This window comes from Thalassolituus sp., from assembly GCF_034111725.1.
Classification (GTDB): Bacteria; Pseudomonadota; Gammaproteobacteria; order Pseudomonadales; family Oceanobacteraceae; genus Thalassolituus.
In genome coordinates this window covers 24,745-43,395 of sequence record NZ_JAWUWR010000009.1, presented here as the reverse complement: position 1 = coordinate 43,395, position 18,651 = coordinate 24,745, and the positions used below count along the sequence as shown (strand labels likewise).

Below are 18,651 nucleotides of genomic sequence, written 5' to 3'. Positions count from 1 at the left end.
ATTTAAAAATTACCCACCAATCAACACCGTCGGGCATCCCAGCACTATCTTCCCGCCATGCGCGGTTGAGTCACCCATTCGAGCGGCGGGTTTGTTACTTAATAATACGGTGGTGCTTCCCATGGCTACGGTATCTGGTGGGCCAACGCATACGCACATGCTGCCAGCAGTCGCGGCGGGTAGATTGCCTATTAATACGGTTGGTGCGCCGGGCGATACGATGGGGCCACCAACGTGGGGTACTGGCCCTGATGACATTGGGCAGACGTGCATATCGGTGATACGCGAAGCAGGTTTTCCCATTATTTATGCCTCCTCAATTAAACCATTGCCGCCACGGGCAAGGTTTATTCCTTGGGCTAAAAAGTGTTTGTAATAATCGTCGATGGCTTCTGGGTCTATGGTTGCCGCGGCGAGGGTGATGCATCCGGCCACTGCGTGTGCGTATAAGAACGGTGGTGGCTGAACTTCAGGTTCGCCCGGTGGCGTCATGCTTCCTGTGCACCAGTTGGCTGCGGTCGCTGCCCAGCTAGCGGCGGTTTTATATTGGGTTTTTTCGCCCAATGCTTTGCAACGCAGACGATTTTCTTCGGTGGGTTTTTTCGCCCACGCCTCGGTGGCTAATAAGGCGTTGATGTTGTCTTCGCTGGTTTCGGCGGTTTGAGCTTTGCGGGCTGCTAGGCAAGCCCACCAAACGGATTCGCGCTTTGGCAAGCCGTGCGCCAGCAATTTAATGGCGTCGGCATAAAATCCTGCAGCGATTAGGCGCTCAATACTGATTTGCGGTGCGGTATCCGGAATAACAACGTCTTCGGCTTCGGGTTCTGTAAATTCGAACTCTTTTAGCAACTCATCAGCGGTTAAGGCCTGAATTTTGATTAGATCACTCATGTTTGTCTCAATTAGTTAATCTTAGTCAGAGCGCCTTTCACGGTGAGAATACCACCGGCAGATACTTCGCCCATTGCGCTGGCTTTCGCTTTCACCATAGTGCCTTTAATTTCGATGCCTGATTGATCGATTTTAATGGTGTTGGCGCCCACTTTTAATTCGATTGATGTTTTTGAGGTGATTTTAATCGCCCCCATTGCATCAATGGTGGAGGTGCCTTTCGCTATTTTCAGAGTATGGTTACCCGCATCAATTTTGGTGGTTTGATCACCTTTAGATACCGTTAGGGTATCGTTACCATTCGAAATAGTTGCGGTGCGGTTTTCGGTAATGGTTAAGGTTTGATCATTTTCGACAAGGCCAGTCTGGTCGTTATGCACCACCCAGTTGTGGTCTTTACCTGCTTCCATGTAGATTTCTTCGTCGCCTTTTTTATCGTCAAAGCGCAATTCGTTAAACTTGCTGTCTTTGATGGCGGTTTTCCAGCCACTTTGGGTCGCGGTGTAATTAGGACCATCGTTGGTGCCGTTATAGACCGCACCAGTGACGAGTGGGCGATCTGGATCGCCATTGATATAACTGATAACCACTTCTTGGCCAACGCGCGGTACAAAATTTGCGCCCCAGCCTTTACCTGCAAATTGTTGTACTACGCGTACCCAGCAAGAATTTTGAACGGTATTCCAAGGAAAGGTTACTTTTACTTGGGTTAGTACGTCGCTAGAGCTATCGCTGCCGGTGGCTTTAACTTCGGCTACGGTCGCAATTTGTGGTGTATGAATTTTCTTCGCAAAGTTATTGTGCTTAGGCCGTACGATAACGCCGTTAGGTACACACACAAAGCGGTTGGAAAAATGTGTATCTTGATCATTGCCGTCGCGAGCAACGATATGAACCTGCGTAAGTAAGTACTTACCCGATTCAGAAGTAATCGAGTGATCTATCTCAAAACGACCACCGGCGGCTAATGTCACGACATCGCTGGTGCCTTGGGCGACATCGAAGCCTGCTTCGTGGGCTTCCATCGCTTTTTCGCTCGCGCTTTTATTTTGCGCGTCGATGAATTTGTGCTTATTTTCGCCATCTATTTCGTAGTTATAAATACCGTAACCACTGGTCGTGAAGTCAGACACGCTGTTAAGCGGTGACTTAGTTTTGACGACTTGCTTGTTATCTTTCGTGGTGGTGAATTCGCTGTAATCTTTAAATTCAAAACCGCCAGTATGATAATTAAAGCTGCGTTGCCAGCTGTGAATGGTGTGCTTGGTCGGTTGCGTACCGCCACCATCGTATTCGATTTTTTCAGAGGCCGCGTCAAAGTAGTCTTGCATGTCGTCGGCAAGTACTAATTCGTGTTTACCATCATCATGAGTGAAGTAATAGCTAATGCCTTCTTCGGCTAGTAAGCGAGAAATAAAATCAAAGTCGGTCTCGTCGAACTGCACACAATATTCGCGAACTAAATAAGAACCCGTCGGCTTAAATTGATGGGTAACGACTTTTGAATATTCGCCCAGAACTTCACTAACAATGTCTTTCACGTTCTTTTTGTGAAAAATTCGGTTTTTCGAACCAAGGGTGGTAAACCAAAGGCCGGGTACCATCTCCAAGCGATAACGACGCAATCCTTCGTCGTTGACGTCGAGCATGGCTAAATGATTGACGTAACCATTAATATAGCGAGTAGTCGTTTCGCCATCGGCAAGAATGGATACTGTGATGTCTTTGCCAACAATATCTTTTTGATTGATATCATGGTTGTCTGAAAACAATTCTAGGGTGTAGCGGAAAAGATCCGATATATACTCATCACCAATTAATTCCGACACAGTAAAGGCGTCTTTTCCTACCGGAGTATCGACTTGAATGAGGCGTTTATTCTGGCTGAGTACCGACATGACCTTGTCACCACGTTATATGTGATTGTTAGCGCAATGAGAAATGCGCGTCCTTTATGGTTTATTTATGCTGTAAATCTTAAACGGAACAGGGGGCAATCCCCGGCATTGCCTGAGAGCCCCCCTGCTTAATAAGAGAAAAGCTCTCTTATTATAACGGCTTAGCAGTCGTTAGATCGTAACCAACTTTCATGTTCTTGGTGTTCTTGTTGGTCTTGTCTGCGTGAGTCAGGTCAGCTTCGATTTTTGCAAAGCTTAAAGAGATAGACTCTTGTGGAGCACCGCCAGCTGAAGCGCTAACGCTGTAAGAAGACATGATAACGTCTTCTAGTTTGTAAACTGCGTACTTTTCAACTTTCTCAGCACCAGTTTGAACTACGTGGATCTCAACTTTAACGCCTGAGTCACCCGTTACAGATGCTTTGAAAAGACCGCCAGAAGCAGCGTCTAAAGGCTTAGTGATCGTCACTTCGCTGATGCTTGGACGAGAAGCTTCACGGTTAGCCATTGCACCAGCTTGCATGCTGATAGAGCGGCCAACACCAAAGCTCATGCTGTCAACTTCAATCCAGTCTTCGTAGCCGGCTGCGGTAACGTTACCAGCTGGAGACTTTTCGTTGAAATTCATATAAATCGCCATTTAACAATTCCTCTATGTTATTTAAAGACTATTTCCATCAGGCTCGGTCATCGACTTTTCATTAAAATGCAATGAAAGAGCCACTGCCCATACGGCAAGTGGTGCAGAGTAAAACAAATTTAATTTATGGTTTAAACCCCTGTTTTTCATTAATTTAATCGACTCTGGCACGAATTAAAATTTACAACGATTTAGGCAGGTATCTCGACTCTGACCCCTTTTATAGATTGTATAAATAACAAACAACATTCGGCGGTTTAGTCGTAATTTCGGCGAATTATTGATGAATTAAGGTGAGTTTTTGTGCCCAAATGACTCTGACCCCTTTTAATAAAATTAATTTCGAAGATGGCGTTTTATGTCTATTGGTGGGGATTGTATAACAACAGTATTGCTCAAAGTATATGATTTAAATTCGTATTGAATAAAACGAATTGGAGTGCTTGTTTCGGTTTTTCTTGCTTTAATTGCCGCCCAAATTTGGTATCGTTCTACCTAATCAAAATTACCCAATGTAAGCGCTGGAACACGATGGCCAATCCTATGATTCGCCATCACACATTAAAAGGATGTTTCTGATCATGGCCTTCACCACACTCCGCGTATTAATACCGATCATTCTCGGTTCTCTCATACTTCCGACTGCTTATGCTATCGATGCAGGCCGTGCCGACTACGATCTAGACGACGATGGCCTGATCGAAATTAACAGCCTGGCCGACCTCGATGAAATTCGTAATAACCTCGACGGCACCAGCCTGTATGGTGATAGCACCGGCTGCCCGGTAGATGGCTGTATTGGCTTTGAACTCACGACCACTCTGGATTTCGATACTAATGCCGATGGCAAGATGGATGCGAATGACGCCTATTGGAATGACGGTGCAGGGTGGGAGCCGATTGGTAACCTCTCGGTTCTATTCAAGGCTACTTTCGACGGAAACGGGCATCAAATCCGCAACTTATTTATCAACCGCAGAGGTACAACTTTAGTCGGGTTATTTGGAGTTATCTCAGGCGAATCCGCTCAGCTGCGTAATATCGGATTAACCGGCGAGATGATGCAAGTACAGGGAGATTACTTCGTTGGTGGGCTAGTGGGCTATGCAAAGAGCGCAGCAAGGATAGAGCAGAGTTACGTTACCGGCGTCGTTACCGGTTATCAGTATGTGGGCGGCTTGGCTGGCTACCTCGACAGTAGTGTCATTAACAACAGTTACGCCAGCGGAGCGGTGACCGGTTATCAGTATGTGGGCGGCCTAGTTGGCTACTTCTCTGATAGCACCATTAATAGCAGTTTCGCCACTGGCGCGGTGACGGGTAATTCTTTTGTCAGCGGTTTAGTGGGTGTTTCCTATAGCTCTGTTCTCACCCATAGTTATTGGGCGGTTGATACAACGGGTATTGGTAGTACCTCGGTATCGGCGGCCACCCTAGCTGAACTGCAGTGTCCTGTTAGTGGCAACGATACAAGCTGCGTGGTAGATCAAACGCTTTATGCCGAATGGGATAGTGGCGTTTGGGATTTTGGTACAAGTAGTCAGCTCCCCGGTTTAATTTTGAGCGGTACCACCTATCGCGATAGTGACGGTGATGGTTCATTAGATGAGGATGATGATTTTCCCAGCAATCGCGCGGCATCTGTTGATAGTGACAGTGATGGGCATCCAGATACATGGACACTAGGTTGTAAGAAGGAGTGCATTGCGGACAGCGGTTTGGCTCTGGACCAGTTCCCGAATAGTGCTGCGGCTTGGCAGGATGGAGACTTAGATGGTTACCCTGATAGCTGGGCTGATGATTGTGATAGCAGTTGCCAAGAGTCTTCAGACCTAACATTGGATGGTTACCCTAACGATATTGATAATGACGGTATTAATAACAATGATGACACCGATGATAATAACGACGGTATTACAGATGCGGATGCGGATTCGGATGGTTTAATCGAGGTGTCTAGTCTCGAACAGCTTAACGCAATGCGTTATAACCTTGCAGGTACTGGCCGTACATTAATCGCTGGCGGAAGTGTGGATAGTGTTGGTTGTCCTATAGCGCTTTTTGACGGTTTGCTTCAATCGCGTTGTTTTGGGTATGAGTTGACGACGAATCTCGATTTCGACACCAATGCCGATGGCGTGATGGATGAGAATGACGCGTATTGGAATGATGGAGAAGGGTGGGAGCCGGTCGGTAGTTATGAGAATCCATTTACCGCGATCTTTGAAGGGAATGGTTACCAAATTCAAAATTTATACATTAATCGCGTCAGTGCCGAGGAAGTTGGTTTATTCGGTGATGTTCATGGCGCAAATGCTGTGATCCGAAATGTTGGGCTAACCGGCAAGTTAATGAGTATTGCAGGCCGTTACTATGTCGGTGGTTTGATTGGTTATGCCTATGGCAAGGCGACAATTGAACAAAGCTACAGTACCGGATCGGTATCAGGTAGTGAAATTGTCGGAGGTTTGATTGGAATAACAGATTTATCAGTTTCAATTGCGAACGTCTTTGCTACCGGGGCTGTAAATGGCTCCAGAAATGTCGGTGGTATCGCTGGATTTTTATATTTAAACTCCTCGCTTTCTAATTCATTATCTACGGGGTTAGTGACCGCCACGGATGATTATGAAGGGGGGGTGTTGGGTTTTTATGGCGAAGTTGGCGTAACGATCACCAACAGCTATTGGGCTACCGACACCTCCGGCCAGCTAAATAGTGCTTTAGAATCAGAAAGAGACAACTACTTTGGTGCCACGCTCGCCGAATTACAATGCCCAACCTCTAGCGATAACACCGACGACTGCGTTGTGAATAATACGCTGTATGCCACTTGGGATGACACCTTGTGGGATTTCGGTACCTCTTCACAATTACCCGGTTTAATCATTAACGGCATTGTTTATCGCGATGGCGATGCCGATGGGGTTCTTGACCCTAACCAAGCGCCAAGTGTGACGCTGACCTTAATGCAAGATGATCTTGATGTGGGGAATATCATGGCAGGTGATGGCGACATCGTATTAGTCGCCACCATTACCGACCCTGATGAAAGTGATCGTCATACGCTTACCTGGACGTACGAAGGCATCACCAGAACAACAGAATCGGATAACCGTATCAGCCTTAATTCTGCTGATTTATCTGAGGGTGAATACACGGTATCGGTTGTGGTGACAGACAACCATTACCCACCGCTCAGTGCTGAGGCTTCGATTACTTTTTGGGTGTATGTTCCAGCGGTCGTCGAGCCCGAAATAACTGACTCTGCCCCAGGAAATACCGGTTCAACCAGCAGTAAAAAGAGCGGCGGAGCGTTGAGTTTCTTCTGGCTAATGCTATGTGGCGGCTTGCTGTTCATGCGTAAGCAAAGGCTTGCTTGTGGTGTGTGATTGTTTGATCAATTTTAAGTAATAAAAAACGGGGCATTCGCCCCGTTTTTTATATTGTTTCTTTACCAATGTTTCTGTCAAAAATAGGGCTTACACAGGGGTCGTGTCTGAAGAATTGCTTTTCTCATCCATGCCTTTCTTTTTTGGGCGACCACGTTTTAGAGGACGAACGCGATGGTTGGCAATTTGTTCGATTTTTTCCGTAAATCGATCTCCACCTAACACTTGTCCGAGTTTTATCGTCTCGGCAATATAGTCGAGCAGCATGCGGTCAAAACGGAAGCGGAACATAGCGCTGTATTCATCGGCTCTATCTTCGTGAGTATCGCCAAGGTTCATAAATAAGCGATGATCGGCAATAAGATCGCTGGATTCTCGACCTGTGTGGTAGTTGAAGCTAGACCAAGCATACAGCTCTGGGCTGTCGACCAGGCCTTCGTACATAGGTTTTAGTTCAACGTAACGATAACAGGTAAGCAGGTAGGCATCGGAGTCAATAACACTGGATTTATAACGACCAGCCCATAGTGTTCCTGAGCGTTGGTAGCGATGGTTTATATATTGTACATAGCGGCGTCCCAGCGATTGCATCATAGATGAGATGCCTTGTGGGATATTAGGTGTAGCGATTATTTGTACGGCGTTAGGGAGTAATACGTAGGCGTGAATATTGACGTCGTATTGATCGGCAGCTTTTTTAAGCGAGGCTAAGTAGAAGTCGTAGTCTTCGTCATCAAAAAAACAGTTCAGGTTGTTGTGCCCGATCTGAACAACATGCTGAGGAATGTTGGCTATATTAATTCGCGGCAGTCTAGCCATAACCTCTTTCGCGTCCCTACTCTATTAGATACACCTGTAGCATAACCTATGCTTCCATTGCAGGCGGGATTATGCAAAACCCCCTCCGTAAAATCAACCATGGTTAAATTCTTTACGCTTGATGCAACAACAGCCTACCAGAGACGAGCTAATTTTGTTTTAATTTTGCCAAACCTAATTTGAGCCACGCAAATAGCGCGCAGAACACTCGCAAATTGCTAGCATGGTCAATCTAAGACATGGAATTAATGATGAGCAATACCGCAGGCGTGCGCCTAGCAGTCAATGGCAAAACCGATATTGGGCGGGTTAGGGATGAAAACGAAGATGCAATTCGCTGGCACGCGGATGCAACCCTGCCGTTTGGATATGTGGTGATTGCCGATGGCATGGGAGGCTACAGCGGCGGCTCGCTAGCGAGCCGAATTGCAGTAGAGACTTTCAGCCAGGTTTTGGATGGTTTGATTACTCCCATATTCTTAGCTTGCACACCCGACCAGCAGAATTTGATGATTCACTCTGCAATTCACAATACTATCAATCACGCTAATCAGTCGATTATCGATGCTAAGCATGAGAATCCTCAGTTTGCTCACATGGGGACTACGCTCGTGCTAGCGTTGGTGTGGCAGGATCAGCTTGTGGTGGCTCATGTGGGCGATTCTCGGGCGTATATGTGGAGTACCGCTGGCATCGTTCAAATAACGAAAGACCACAGCGTTGTACAAGACATGATAGATGCGGGCGCCTTAACTGAAGAGCAGGCTAGGGTCAGTAATGTTCGCAACCACATCACCCGTGCGCTAGGCGTTACTGAAGATGTTGAGCCAACAATTCAATCGTTAAAGTTAAACAAAAGCTCATTGCTGTTACTGTGCAGCGATGGTTTGAGTGAATATTTCGATAATTCAGAATTAGAGCATGTATTGGCAACCCACCGTCCTGCATTGGAGTGTTGTTATCGTTTAATAGATGAAGCAAATCAGTGTGGCGGTAAAGATAACATCAGTGTTGGAATTATTGAGTTCACGGCAAATTCCACGGCAAGTCCTGTCGTAACTGACAGTGTACCGACGGGTTCGGGTGAGGATACTACGGTACGCAGGGATCGACCTATTCACTGAATTCTTCTTGATTGGCGCATCCTGCCTAAACTGACTCGCCATGATTTCACCAGCATTTCTAGCTGTAGGTATGCTGGTTTATTAAGTAACATGTGTTCAGAACTTGCCGCGCATTGCATCACTCTGTTGGGTGTTATTCGTTCAATCATATTGCTATAATGCGCGCGATTTTGTCGTGGGGCGTGAATCGACCGCTTACTACCCGACAAGACACTCGGCCAGAGCATAAGCTGGCTGCGCGATGATCTTAGGATCGTAAATCGCTAATGGATTTTTCTGTGAGGCACGGATGTCTTCTAATTTCTTCTATAGATTTTGTAGCCGACCGTTCTCACCTTTTGAGAGCCCGTCGGCTTTTTGTTTTTCTGCTTTTTCGTCGACGGCTCTAATTAACATAATTAAGGAATAAAATGTTAAAGGGTGATGCAAGTTTGACGTTGATAACCAGTCTAAATCGCATGAAGCAATCTTTGGCTGTGGCGATTTCAACCATAATGCTAACGGCGGGCTCATTTTCTGTTCATGCAGAGGGTGCTGCTGTAGCGCCACCGCAAACAGATCTTAATGCACTGAGATCTATTTTTGGAATCGATGCACCCAACTCTAGCGGAGATGTGTCGGATGCCTATGCCGAACGGCAAAAAAAGGACGAGCTAGCACCTAAATTAAACGGTGAAATTCCTGATGCCGCTAAGCGTGATGCTGGCCCGCGAATTATCGTTAATCAATTTGTATTCGATGATCTACGCGAATATCCAGAAATTGGTATAACAAAAGCAAGCGTAGAGAAAGAAGCCGAACGTTTGCGTGCGGATTACATGAAGGAAGAAAAGCGTATTGCCGGTGGTTTTACCATTGATGAATCAGCCGAAGTGATTGAATACCTTAGTGAAATTGGCCGTCAGGGTGATGCGGATAATTTGACTTATGAAGACATGCAAAATCTAGTAGAAATTGTTCGTCAACAAAACCGTAATCGCGGCCTAAGCTACGCTGATCTTGAAGAAGTAACCAACAAATTGACGCTATTTTATCGTCAAAAAGGTCTTTTTCTTACCCGTGTGCAATTACCTGCACAAAATATTAAAGATGGCATAGTACGTCTTTCTATTCTTGAAGGGCGTCTAGGACAAGTTGAAGCCATTAACAACAAAAAATACACCCTCAAAACTCTGAGTTCGCCATTTGAACCAGTAATGGATAAAGCCGTTAGCGGTACTCGTATTGAAGAGTCTTTGTATATTCTAAACGACTTGCCTGGTATGAATATTACCGGCGCATTTACCGCGGGTGACAATCCTGGTGAAACGAAACTTAAATTAAACGTGCGCGACGAAGAAACGCTAAGATTTTTAGTTCGTTTAGATAATCATGGCTCGGCATTTACCGGTGATACACGATTATTTACCAGCATGGAGTGGTACAACCCGATTGGTTTTGGCGACAGCTTAAAAGTGGGTTACTTGCGCTCAGAAGATATTGAGGGCAAAAACGTAGCCGATAACGAATCGCGCGCCAATCTTGGTCAGTTTTCTTACTCATTCCCGTTCTTTAGTTTAAGAACACGCGTAACCCTTTCTGCCGACTACAACAGCTACTCGATTGTTGATGAAGATGGCGGCGTGATTAACGCGCTGGAGCTAGAAGGCACCAGCTCTAATTACGCGTTAAATATCGATCATAAAATTAAGCGCAGTCGCGATTTTAACATGTCGACAGGTTTTACCCTGACCGACAAAGAAACAAAAATCGACAGTGAGTTTATTCCTGCTGGCGATCACGCTGTTGGTGGTGAATTTAATTTCTATATTGATGGCCTCAACCGCTCAGGCTTGCGCATGTTGAACGTAGCTAACTTTACATTGCAGTATGGCGAGCATAAAAATGAAGTAGCCGAAGGGCGTGACGATACCTTTACGAAATTTGGTATTGATACGAACTCGCTATTCTTTGTTCCTCTGCCATTTAGCGAAGAGTACAGCCGACTTATTACTACGATAAAAATGCAATACTCCTCCGCATCGTTGCCGTCTTTTGAACAGTTTAGTATGGGCGGTGCCAACGGCGTGCGCGCATTCCGCGTAGGAAAGTTCTCTGCCGACACTTCGGCTTATATAGCTAACGAATGGTACTTCGACTTACCGCGCTGGTCTTTCATTGGAAATCGTACATTCGGCGAAGTATTTCAAGCAGGCTTGTTATTAGACTTTGCCTACGGCGTACAAAATGGCGGCTTCACTACCGATAGCGGTGGCTTAGCCGATGACGAATGGGCGCGTATGAGCGCCGCCGGTATTGTAATTAAAGCAGCATGGGGTAACACCTTTAGCTCGAAAATTACTATAGCGACACCGATTGAAGGTAAATCAAGCCTAGACCCAGAAGGCGATAGCTCAGTTGAAAAACTAAACGAAAAGCCAGACACAGTAGAAGTGTTTGCCGATATTAATTTCGTGTTTTAACAACTGACGAAGAAAACGGATAAAAGGATTTTATTCACATACGTGTGAATGAACGGATGAATTTGGGGACGCCCCCTTGATGTTGAGAATAGCGACATGACTAAGAACACCAACACTAGCAAAAACGTAACCACTGCAGCGACTGGATTTTTACCTAAGCTGAAACAACTCGCCGAAGCCATTCGCAATGCGAATTTAATTGCAGCAGGAATAAGAGGTAGTTTGTTAGGTAGCTTAATTGCCGGGCAGATTGTCATGCCGGTGGCGGTGTTGGCGTTGCCTACTGGGGCTGAGGTTAAAGAAGGTCTTGCAAACTTTGGTGGCGATCAGGTGACTGGAATTGATGTGGTAAACCAAACATCAAGTCGGGTGGTTATTGATTGGCAGACTTTTGATATAGGTAGTGCTGAAACATTAACCTTCAATCAGGCTGAAACAGATATTGCGGTTAACAATGTTATTGGTGGTAGCTTTTCAAAGATTCTAGGTAGTATTAACGCTCAAGGAAATATAGTTTTAGTCAATCCAAATGGACTTGTGTTTGCTGACGGAGCAAGCATCAATGTGGGCGGTCTCGTGGCATCTACATTAAGCCTCGATACCTCTTATGATTTAACTGACTTTGTTAATGACACCGAAAATACCGTTGGCTTAGTCTTTAAGGATAGTGGTAGTGCTAGTGCGCTAACTAGTAATGCTGTAATTACAGCCAGCGGTCTTAACGCAACATCTTCTGTGGTTTTTTTAGGTGGTCAAGTTACTAACGCCGGCACTATCAACGCCAGCGTTGTAAATATGATTGGAGCCGATGGTGCGACAATTACTTTTGGTTCTGATGTTTTGGGTATCGAAAGCATTGTTGGTGCTTCTGTCGCTTCATCTGTAGTAAATAGCGGCACTATTGCTGCTAGCCAAATTACACTTGAAGCGAGTACCGCTGCAAATTTATTGGATGCTGCTGTAAATAACACGGGCACCATACAAGCTACTGGTATCGCAACTATTGATGGTGAAATTCGCTTAGTTAGTAGTGTTCAGGATGCAAGTGCTGTTGCATCCGTATCGAATAGTGGAAACTTAACTGCGGTAAAGGGAGATTCCGCTAATAATGCTGCGATTACAATCCAAGGTAGTGAAGTTTCTATTGGTAGTGGCGTTTCTACAGACGATAAGGTCATTTCGGTTGATACCGGTAGCTTAGTTATTAACGCGGGTGATGTTAATGTCGCAGTTGACAGCCTAACTATTGAAGACGGTATATCATTTTCTGGTGATGCGGGGTCAATGAATGCTTATGCGACGGCATTGGATGTTTCAAATGCCTCTTCTTCTTATAAAGATTTAAATCTTGTTGGAGAAAATAAAGCATTAACTATTGGTACATCGGATACCACGAAATTAAAGGTTAATAACCTTACTTCGGTATCTGGCTCTGGATCTACTCTGAACGGTACAACGGGTGCTGATGCCTTTACGGTGAATAGTGCCTCAGAAGTAGGCGCAGACAGCATCACGTTTACTGGTGTAGGCATTGTCGCTGCCGATGCTGGCAGCGATAGCGTGACAACGACAGGCATTGGTGCGGATTTAACGGGTGCCAATTATGAGCTGAAAGCTGCAGGCATTATCTTTAAAGATGTTGAAACAGCCAGCTTAGACGGCCAAGCGTTAGCGGGCAGTGATTTGACTGATACCTTCTCTCTTCAATCAGCCAGTTCGGCGGCAGATGCTGCTACGGTTCTGTTAGCGAACGCGATTCAATTTAAAAACCTATCATCAACCATTGATGCCAAGGGTGATCAAGATACCGTTAATGGCTTTGCTGGTGTTGATTGGACGTTAGGTAGCACAAACAGTGTGACCTCCACTAACGGTTATACATTCAACAACATCGAAATTGTTGATGTCGCGAGTCAAACCCTGAACGGCACGATGGGTGATGATGCCTTTACGGTGAATAATGCAGATCAAGTCATAGCAAACGAAATCACTTTTAAAAGTGTGACTAACGTTGCCGCTGGAGGTGGTAGCGATCATTTAACTACGTCAGGCGTTGATGCTGATTTAACAGGCACTGACAATGAACTAGAAGCTTCAGGTATTACCTTTAAGGATATCGAGACGGCAAGTTTAAATAACCAAACACTTAATGGTACCGCCAGTGATGACGACTTCACGATTAATGGTTCCGCCGAAGTGGGCGCTGACAGCATCGTCTTTAGTAATGTCGGTTCTGTAGAAGCTGGCGATGGCCGTGACAATGTTACAACGTCGAGTATTGATGCGGAGCTAACAGGTACTGACAATCAGCTAAAAGCGTCAGGTATTACCTTTGCTGGAGTTGAAACTGCAAATTTAAATAGCCAAACTCTTAACGGTACCGCTAGTGATGATGAGTTCACTGTTAATGGTTCTGCCGAAGTAGGCGCTTACGGCATTGTCTTTAGTAATGTCGGTTCTGTAGAAGCTGGAGATGGCAGTGATAATGTTACAACGTCGGGTATTGGTGCTGATTTAACCGATACTGATAATGAATTGAAAGCATCAGGCATTACCTTTACAGATATCCAGACTGCGAACTTAGACGGTCAAACGTTAGCTGGTACCGACACCGACAATGAAACCTTTGAGATCAGCACCGCTGATAAAGAAGTGACTGTTAACGGCATGAACCTGACTTCGGTTGCTGCCATTGATGCAGGCTCAAGCGCTGGCGATGCGATCACAACGACCGAGTCAGTGAATGCGGAGCTAACAGGCACAAACAATGAATTAACGGCCTCTGGTATTAGTTTCAGTGCTATTAACAATGCCGATTTAAGCAATGGCGTACTGGGTGGTAGCGGTAACGCTGATACCTTTGAATTATCCGGTGCGAGTTTATTAGCTAACAACATCTTATTTAGCGCAATTAATAGTCTTATCGATGCGAAAGGTGGTAACGACCAGGTGACGGGTGAAGCTGGAACGGATTGGAATCTGACTGAAGATAATAAGCAGTTGAGCTCTACTAACTTCCAGTTCCAAAATATAGAAACCGCCGATCTTGTTGGTTCTAAGTTGATAGGCACCGACACCAAAGATGAAACCTTCGAGATCAGCAGCGCCGATAACAAAGTGGCTGTTAATGGCATGAATCTGACTTCGGTCGGTGCTGTTGACGCAGGTTCAAGCACTGGCGATGCGATCACAACGACTGAGTCAGTGAATGCAGACTTAACGGCTGCGGATAATGCGCTCACCGCTTCTGGTATCAACTTTACCAATGTGAATAGTGCAGACCTTTCGCAAGGTAAATTAACCGGTAGCGACATCGACAATGAAACCTTCGAGATCAGCACAGCTGCTAACGCAGTGACTGTTAACGGCATGAGCTTGATCTCAGTCGGCGCGATTGATGCAGGCACAAGCGCTGGCGATGCGATCACAACGACCGAGTTAGTGAATGCTGATTTAACTACCGAGAATAATGCGCTCACTGCTTCTGGTATTGATTTTACCAACGTGAATAGTGCAGACCTCTCTCAAGGTCAATTAACCGGTACCGACGCTGAAAGTGAAACCTTCGAGATCAGCACAGTAACTAACGCAGTTGCTGTTAACGGCATGAACTTAACGTCAGTAGGCGCTGTTGATGCAGGCTCAAGTACTGACGATGCGATCACGACGACCGAATTAGTGAATGCTGATTTAACTGCCGCGAATAATGCGCTGACTGCTTCTGGTATCAACTTCACACAAGTGAATAGCGCTGATTTATCTCAAGGTCAATTAACCGGTACCAACACCAAAGATGAAATCTTCGAGATCAGCAGCGCCGATAACAAAGTGGCTGTTAATGGCATGAATCTGACTTCAGTCGGTGCTGTTGACGCAGGCACAAACACTGGCGATGCGATCACAACGACCGAGTCAGTGAATGCTAATTTAACGGCCGAGAATAATGCGCTAACCGCTTCTGGTATTGACTTTACTAACGTGAATAGTGCAGACCTCTCTCAAGGTCAATTAACCGGTACTGACAGTAAAAACGAAACCTTTGAGATCAGCACCGCCGATAACAAAGTGGCTGTTAATGGCATAAATCTGACTTCGGTTGCTGCCATTGACGCAGGTTCAAGTGCTGGCGATGCAATCACAGCCGTTGTTGCTGTTGATGCAACATTGGCTGCAGCTCAAAAAGAGCTTACCGCTTCAAGTATTGTATTCACGAATATTAATGCTGCTAATTTAAATAGCGGAGCATTGAATGGAACAAATACCGAAGCGGAAACATTCCAAATCAGCACTGCTCTTAATCAAGTGAACGTGAATGGTATCGACCTCACTAATGTATCGGCAATTGATGCCGGTACTGATTTAGGTGACACCGTAGTAACGACTGAATTAGTGAATGCAGCGCTGACTTCCGATACCAATGCTTTAACCGCTTCAGGTATTAACTTCTCTGGGCTAGATAGTATGGATCTATCTCAAGGTGTCGTTACCGGTACCGATAGCAGCGAAACCTTCGAAATCAGTAACACCAATAATGCAGTTACCGTTAATGGAATGAGCTTAACGGCAGTATCTGCTGTTAACGCAGGCTCAAGCATGGACGACGTTGTTAAAGTTGCTACGGGTGTTCAAGCTACCGCTGATTTAACGGCTGTCGATAATCAAATCTCTGCCTCAGCGATTACGTTCAATGATGTCGACACAGTTAAGCTCGGTGGCGGCACGTTAAATGGCTCTAATAGCGAGAACGAAGTGTATGTTGTTAATACAACCGCGAATGCGTTAGCCGTTAAAAATATGCAGTTTGAATCTGTCGATGTAGTTAATGGCGGTGCCGATAGTATCGACTCGATTGCAACACTCGGTGTGGCGGTTGATGCGCAACTAACGGGTGCCGACAAGCAACTGCTGGTTTCGGATATTACTTTCAGTGATATTAGTTCGGCGAACATGAGTGGTGGTCGTTTGTCTGGTAGTGACGAAGCAGACACCATTCAGCTGACAAGCGCTGGTATGGCAGCCAACGAAATTAATTTCTATCTAATTAATAGCGCTGTTGATACTCAAGGTGGCGACGATACGGTCATTGGCCGAGCTGGTGTTGATTGGACCTTAACCGGCATAAATGGCGAAATTAACTCTGTACGTTATCAGTTTAAAAATGTTGAAAATGTGGATGTTGTTAGTGAAGGTGTTACAGGGTCTGCAATCGCAGAGACCTTCGAGCTAGGTGCTGAAGAAAGCCAAGTTATTGTTAATCAATTAACCTTGAGCAATGTTGCAACCGTAACAGCAGATCTTAACGATACCTTGTTAGGCACGAGCGGCGATGATGTATTCAACGTAAATAGTGATACGTCAGTCATTACCAATTCGACCACTTTCGACGGCATGGAGAATTTGAATGGTGGAGAAGGCCAGGATACTTTAATCAGCAATGTTGATGGCCTCGCTTGGATTATTAACCAAGCTTCAGACGGTGTTAATTCTCTTGGCGACTTCCTATTTAGTCAGTTTGAAGTGTTGAACAATAATGTCGGTAATTTGAATCTATCGACTTCGTTGCAAGCTGTATTTGCCGGTGAGAGTGTCAGTTTCATTGGTGGCAACTCTTCAACCGCTTCTATACAAGCAGTGCCTTCGGACATGAATTTGAACTTTAATGGTCAGAAGGATGTGATCATTAATTCAACTTACGTTGGTAAAAATGCGATTACGGGTAATTTAATTGCCCATCTAGCAGACGTTAACGCATCCGGTGATATCGACCTTGATACTGAGATCGATATTTTAAATGTCAGCACCAACGACAATCGTTCGATCAACGCCACGTTCGTTCAAAACGGTGATCTGGTGTTACGCACGATTGATGTGGGTGATAGCGGTACTGTTATTTTAGATAGCGCTGTTGAAGGTACGGGGCTGTTAACTACTGAGACCCGTAACGAGGTTAACTTTGTTGCGAAATCGGTATCGATTGGTACCGGTAAATCGGATCGCCAAGGTGCTGGTTTGTGGGAAGGCGTTGGTTCGTCGGCGGATGCAAGTCAGTTAACCTTCGACGTGTCGTTTAATCTAGACCTTGAGGCGCTTTACTACGTAACACCGTTCTTCCCGAATGGTGCGCCGATTACCTCGCAGCTAGAAGGTATTGAATCGGACTCTTTGATCAGCTCACAGCAGTCGGCATTGATTATTACCGATACCGTGCAAAATCTAGCGCAACTTGATCCTGCGATTTTTGAATCACTGACGCCGTATATTGCCGACGCCAACTCCATTGCAGGTGCCGACAATTATTATGCGAGTTCTGAAGTTCCATCTACGTTGGATACTGCGCAACTAGCCGCTTTATTATCGTCGTATGAACCAACCGCAGCAGGCGGCGTGAATTACGACGAATATAAATTGGATGGCGAATCAGAAGAAGATGATGAGAAGAAGAAATTAGCCAAGAAATTGAGCAAAGCCGGTACGTTTGTAGCCGACGATAATAGCGATATTAAAGTTGCTTATAGCGAATCGGGCGAAATGCTGGGTGTCGTAAAAGACTACGTTTTCCAGGCAGGTGATTCGCTTTGGAGTTTGTCAAAACGTTATTTGGGTAATGGCTTTGCTTGGACCGAAATTGCAAAACAAAATCCAAGTATTAAAAACCCATCGTCTATCGCCGACGGCCAAATCATTAAAGTGGTTGTAAAAGTTAGCGATGAAATCGGCCAAATCCTAAAGAGTGCAATTAGCGCTGGCGGGATTTCTAAAGAAGGCAATAGCGCGACTCTACCAGCATCGTTGAGAAGGGAAGTGGCATTGCCGTAATCTAAAGCAGCCATTAATTAATAAAAATTACCGCCCAAGCATTGCTTGGGCGTAGCTCATTATAAAAGGATGTTTTTTAACATGGCCATCACACCATTCCGCCTACTTATGCCGATGATTCTCGGCTGCCTCATTGTGCCTTCCGCTTTCGCCGAAAGTGGCCGTGCCGACTATGACCTTGACGACGACGGCTTGATTGAAATCAATAGCCTCGCCGATCTCAATGAAATTAGAAATAACCTAGATGGCACAAGTCTGTACGGTGATAGCATCGGCTGCCCAGTGGATGGCTGTATAGGTTTTGAATTAACCACCACGCTGGATTTTGATACCAACGCAGATGGTGTCATGGATGCGCATGACGCGTATTGGAATGAGGGAAATGGGTGGGAGCCGGTTGGTACCGATTATGACACAGCATTTACCAGCATCTTCGATGGCAATGGCTATCAGATTCGCAATTTATATATCAACCGCACCAGTACATCTTATGTTGGGTTATTTGGATATATCACCGGCGAATCTGCTCTGTTGCGTAATATCGGATTAACCGGCGAGCTGATGCAAGTGCAGGGATCTATTTATGTTGGCGGGCTTGTGGGCTAGGCC

The 18,651-nt window shown here is 45.5% G+C and carries 10 protein-coding genes; 5 read left to right on the top strand and 5 right to left on the bottom strand.

Annotated elements, in window-relative coordinates:
* Positions 1-9: 9 nt before the first annotated feature.
* The 4 genes from UXZ23_RS01375 to UXZ23_RS01360 all read right to left on the bottom strand — a co-directional run bounded on the left by UXZ23_RS01375 (position 10) and on the right by UXZ23_RS01360 (position 3,429).
* On the bottom strand, positions 10-303 hold the full coding sequence (locus UXZ23_RS01375) for a PAAR domain-containing protein (RefSeq protein ID WP_015485568.1): 294 nt from the start codon (positions 301-303) through the stop codon (positions 10-12).
* A 3-nt stretch (positions 304-306) separates the two neighbouring features.
* Positions 307-891, bottom strand: a complete 585-nt coding sequence (locus UXZ23_RS01370; RefSeq protein WP_320818865.1) for a DUF6931 family protein — start codon at positions 889-891, stop codon at positions 307-309.
* 11 nt (positions 892-902) lie between these two features.
* Positions 903-2,789 (bottom strand): type VI secretion system Vgr family protein, encoded by a 1,887-nt coding sequence (locus tag UXZ23_RS01365; RefSeq protein ID WP_276666642.1) that lies wholly within the window; start codon positions 2,787-2,789, stop codon positions 903-905.
* A gap of 151 nt (positions 2,790-2,940) precedes the next feature.
* Positions 2,941-3,429 (bottom strand): Hcp family type VI secretion system effector, encoded by a 489-nt coding sequence (locus UXZ23_RS01360; protein ID WP_015485571.1) that lies wholly within the window; start codon positions 3,427-3,429, stop codon positions 2,941-2,943.
* A gap of 581 nt (positions 3,430-4,010) precedes the next feature.
* Between UXZ23_RS01360 and UXZ23_RS01355 the strand changes: the two genes are divergently transcribed.
* Positions 4,011-6,821: a GLUG motif-containing protein gene (locus UXZ23_RS01355; RefSeq protein WP_320818864.1), complete on the top strand. Its 2,811-nt coding sequence runs from the start codon at positions 4,011-4,013 to the stop codon at positions 6,819-6,821.
* Positions 6,822-6,911: 90 nt separating this feature from the next.
* Here the strand turns inward: UXZ23_RS01355 and UXZ23_RS01350 are convergent, their stop codons facing one another.
* Positions 6,912-7,640: a transposase gene (locus UXZ23_RS01350; protein WP_320818863.1), complete on the bottom strand. Its 729-nt coding sequence runs from the start codon at positions 7,638-7,640 to the stop codon at positions 6,912-6,914.
* Between the two features lie 239 nt (positions 7,641-7,879).
* On the opposite strand from UXZ23_RS01350, the gene UXZ23_RS01345 reads away from it, so the two are divergent.
* From UXZ23_RS01345 to UXZ23_RS01330, 4 genes are all read left to right on the top strand, one after another.
* Positions 7,880-8,764 carry a Stp1/IreP family PP2C-type Ser/Thr phosphatase gene (locus tag UXZ23_RS01345; protein WP_320818862.1) on the top strand — a complete coding sequence of 295 codons (885 nt, stop codon included), beginning with the start codon at positions 7,880-7,882 and terminating at the stop codon, positions 8,762-8,764.
* 410 nt (positions 8,765-9,174) lie between these two features.
* A complete protein-coding gene (locus UXZ23_RS01340; protein ID WP_320818861.1) occupies positions 9,175-11,226 on the top strand; it encodes a ShlB/FhaC/HecB family hemolysin secretion/activation protein in 2,052 nt (683 codons plus the stop codon).
* Positions 11,227-11,322: 96 nt separating this feature from the next.
* Complete coding sequence (locus tag UXZ23_RS01335) at positions 11,323-18,042, top strand: filamentous hemagglutinin N-terminal domain-containing protein (protein ID WP_320818860.1); 6,720 nt, start codon at positions 11,323-11,325, stop codon at positions 18,040-18,042.
* 81 nt (positions 18,043-18,123) lie between these two features.
* Positions 18,124-18,648 (top strand): hypothetical protein, encoded by a 525-nt coding sequence (locus UXZ23_RS01330; protein ID WP_320818859.1) that lies wholly within the window; start codon positions 18,124-18,126, stop codon positions 18,646-18,648.
* The last annotated feature ends 3 nt before the right edge of the window (positions 18,649-18,651 follow it).

Excerpts from the sequence above, each read along its gene's own strand:
- UXZ23_RS01375 (WP_015485568.1), bottom strand. The coding sequence starts at position 303 with ATGGGAAAACCTGCTTCGCGTATCACCGATATGCACGTCTGCCCAATG.
- UXZ23_RS01370 (WP_320818865.1), bottom strand. The coding sequence starts at position 891 with ATGAGTGATCTAATCAAAATTCAGGCCTTAACCGCTGATGAGTTGCTA.
- UXZ23_RS01365 (WP_276666642.1), bottom strand. The coding sequence starts at position 2,789 with ATGTCGGTACTCAGCCAGAATAAACGCCTCATTCAAGTCGATACTCCG.
- UXZ23_RS01360 (WP_015485571.1), bottom strand. The coding sequence starts at position 3,429 with ATGGCGATTTATATGAATTTCAACGAAAAGTCTCCAGCTGGTAACGTT.
- UXZ23_RS01355 (WP_320818864.1), top strand. The coding sequence starts at position 4,011 with ATGGCCTTCACCACACTCCGCGTATTAATACCGATCATTCTCGGTTCT.
- UXZ23_RS01350 (WP_320818863.1), bottom strand. The coding sequence starts at position 7,640 with ATGGCTAGACTGCCGCGAATTAATATAGCCAACATTCCTCAGCATGTT.
- UXZ23_RS01345 (WP_320818862.1), top strand. The coding sequence starts at position 7,880 with ATGGAATTAATGATGAGCAATACCGCAGGCGTGCGCCTAGCAGTCAAT.
- UXZ23_RS01340 (WP_320818861.1), top strand. The coding sequence starts at position 9,175 with ATGTTAAAGGGTGATGCAAGTTTGACGTTGATAACCAGTCTAAATCGC.
- UXZ23_RS01335 (WP_320818860.1), top strand. The coding sequence starts at position 11,323 with ATGACTAAGAACACCAACACTAGCAAAAACGTAACCACTGCAGCGACT.
- UXZ23_RS01330 (WP_320818859.1), top strand. The coding sequence starts at position 18,124 with ATGGCCATCACACCATTCCGCCTACTTATGCCGATGATTCTCGGCTGC.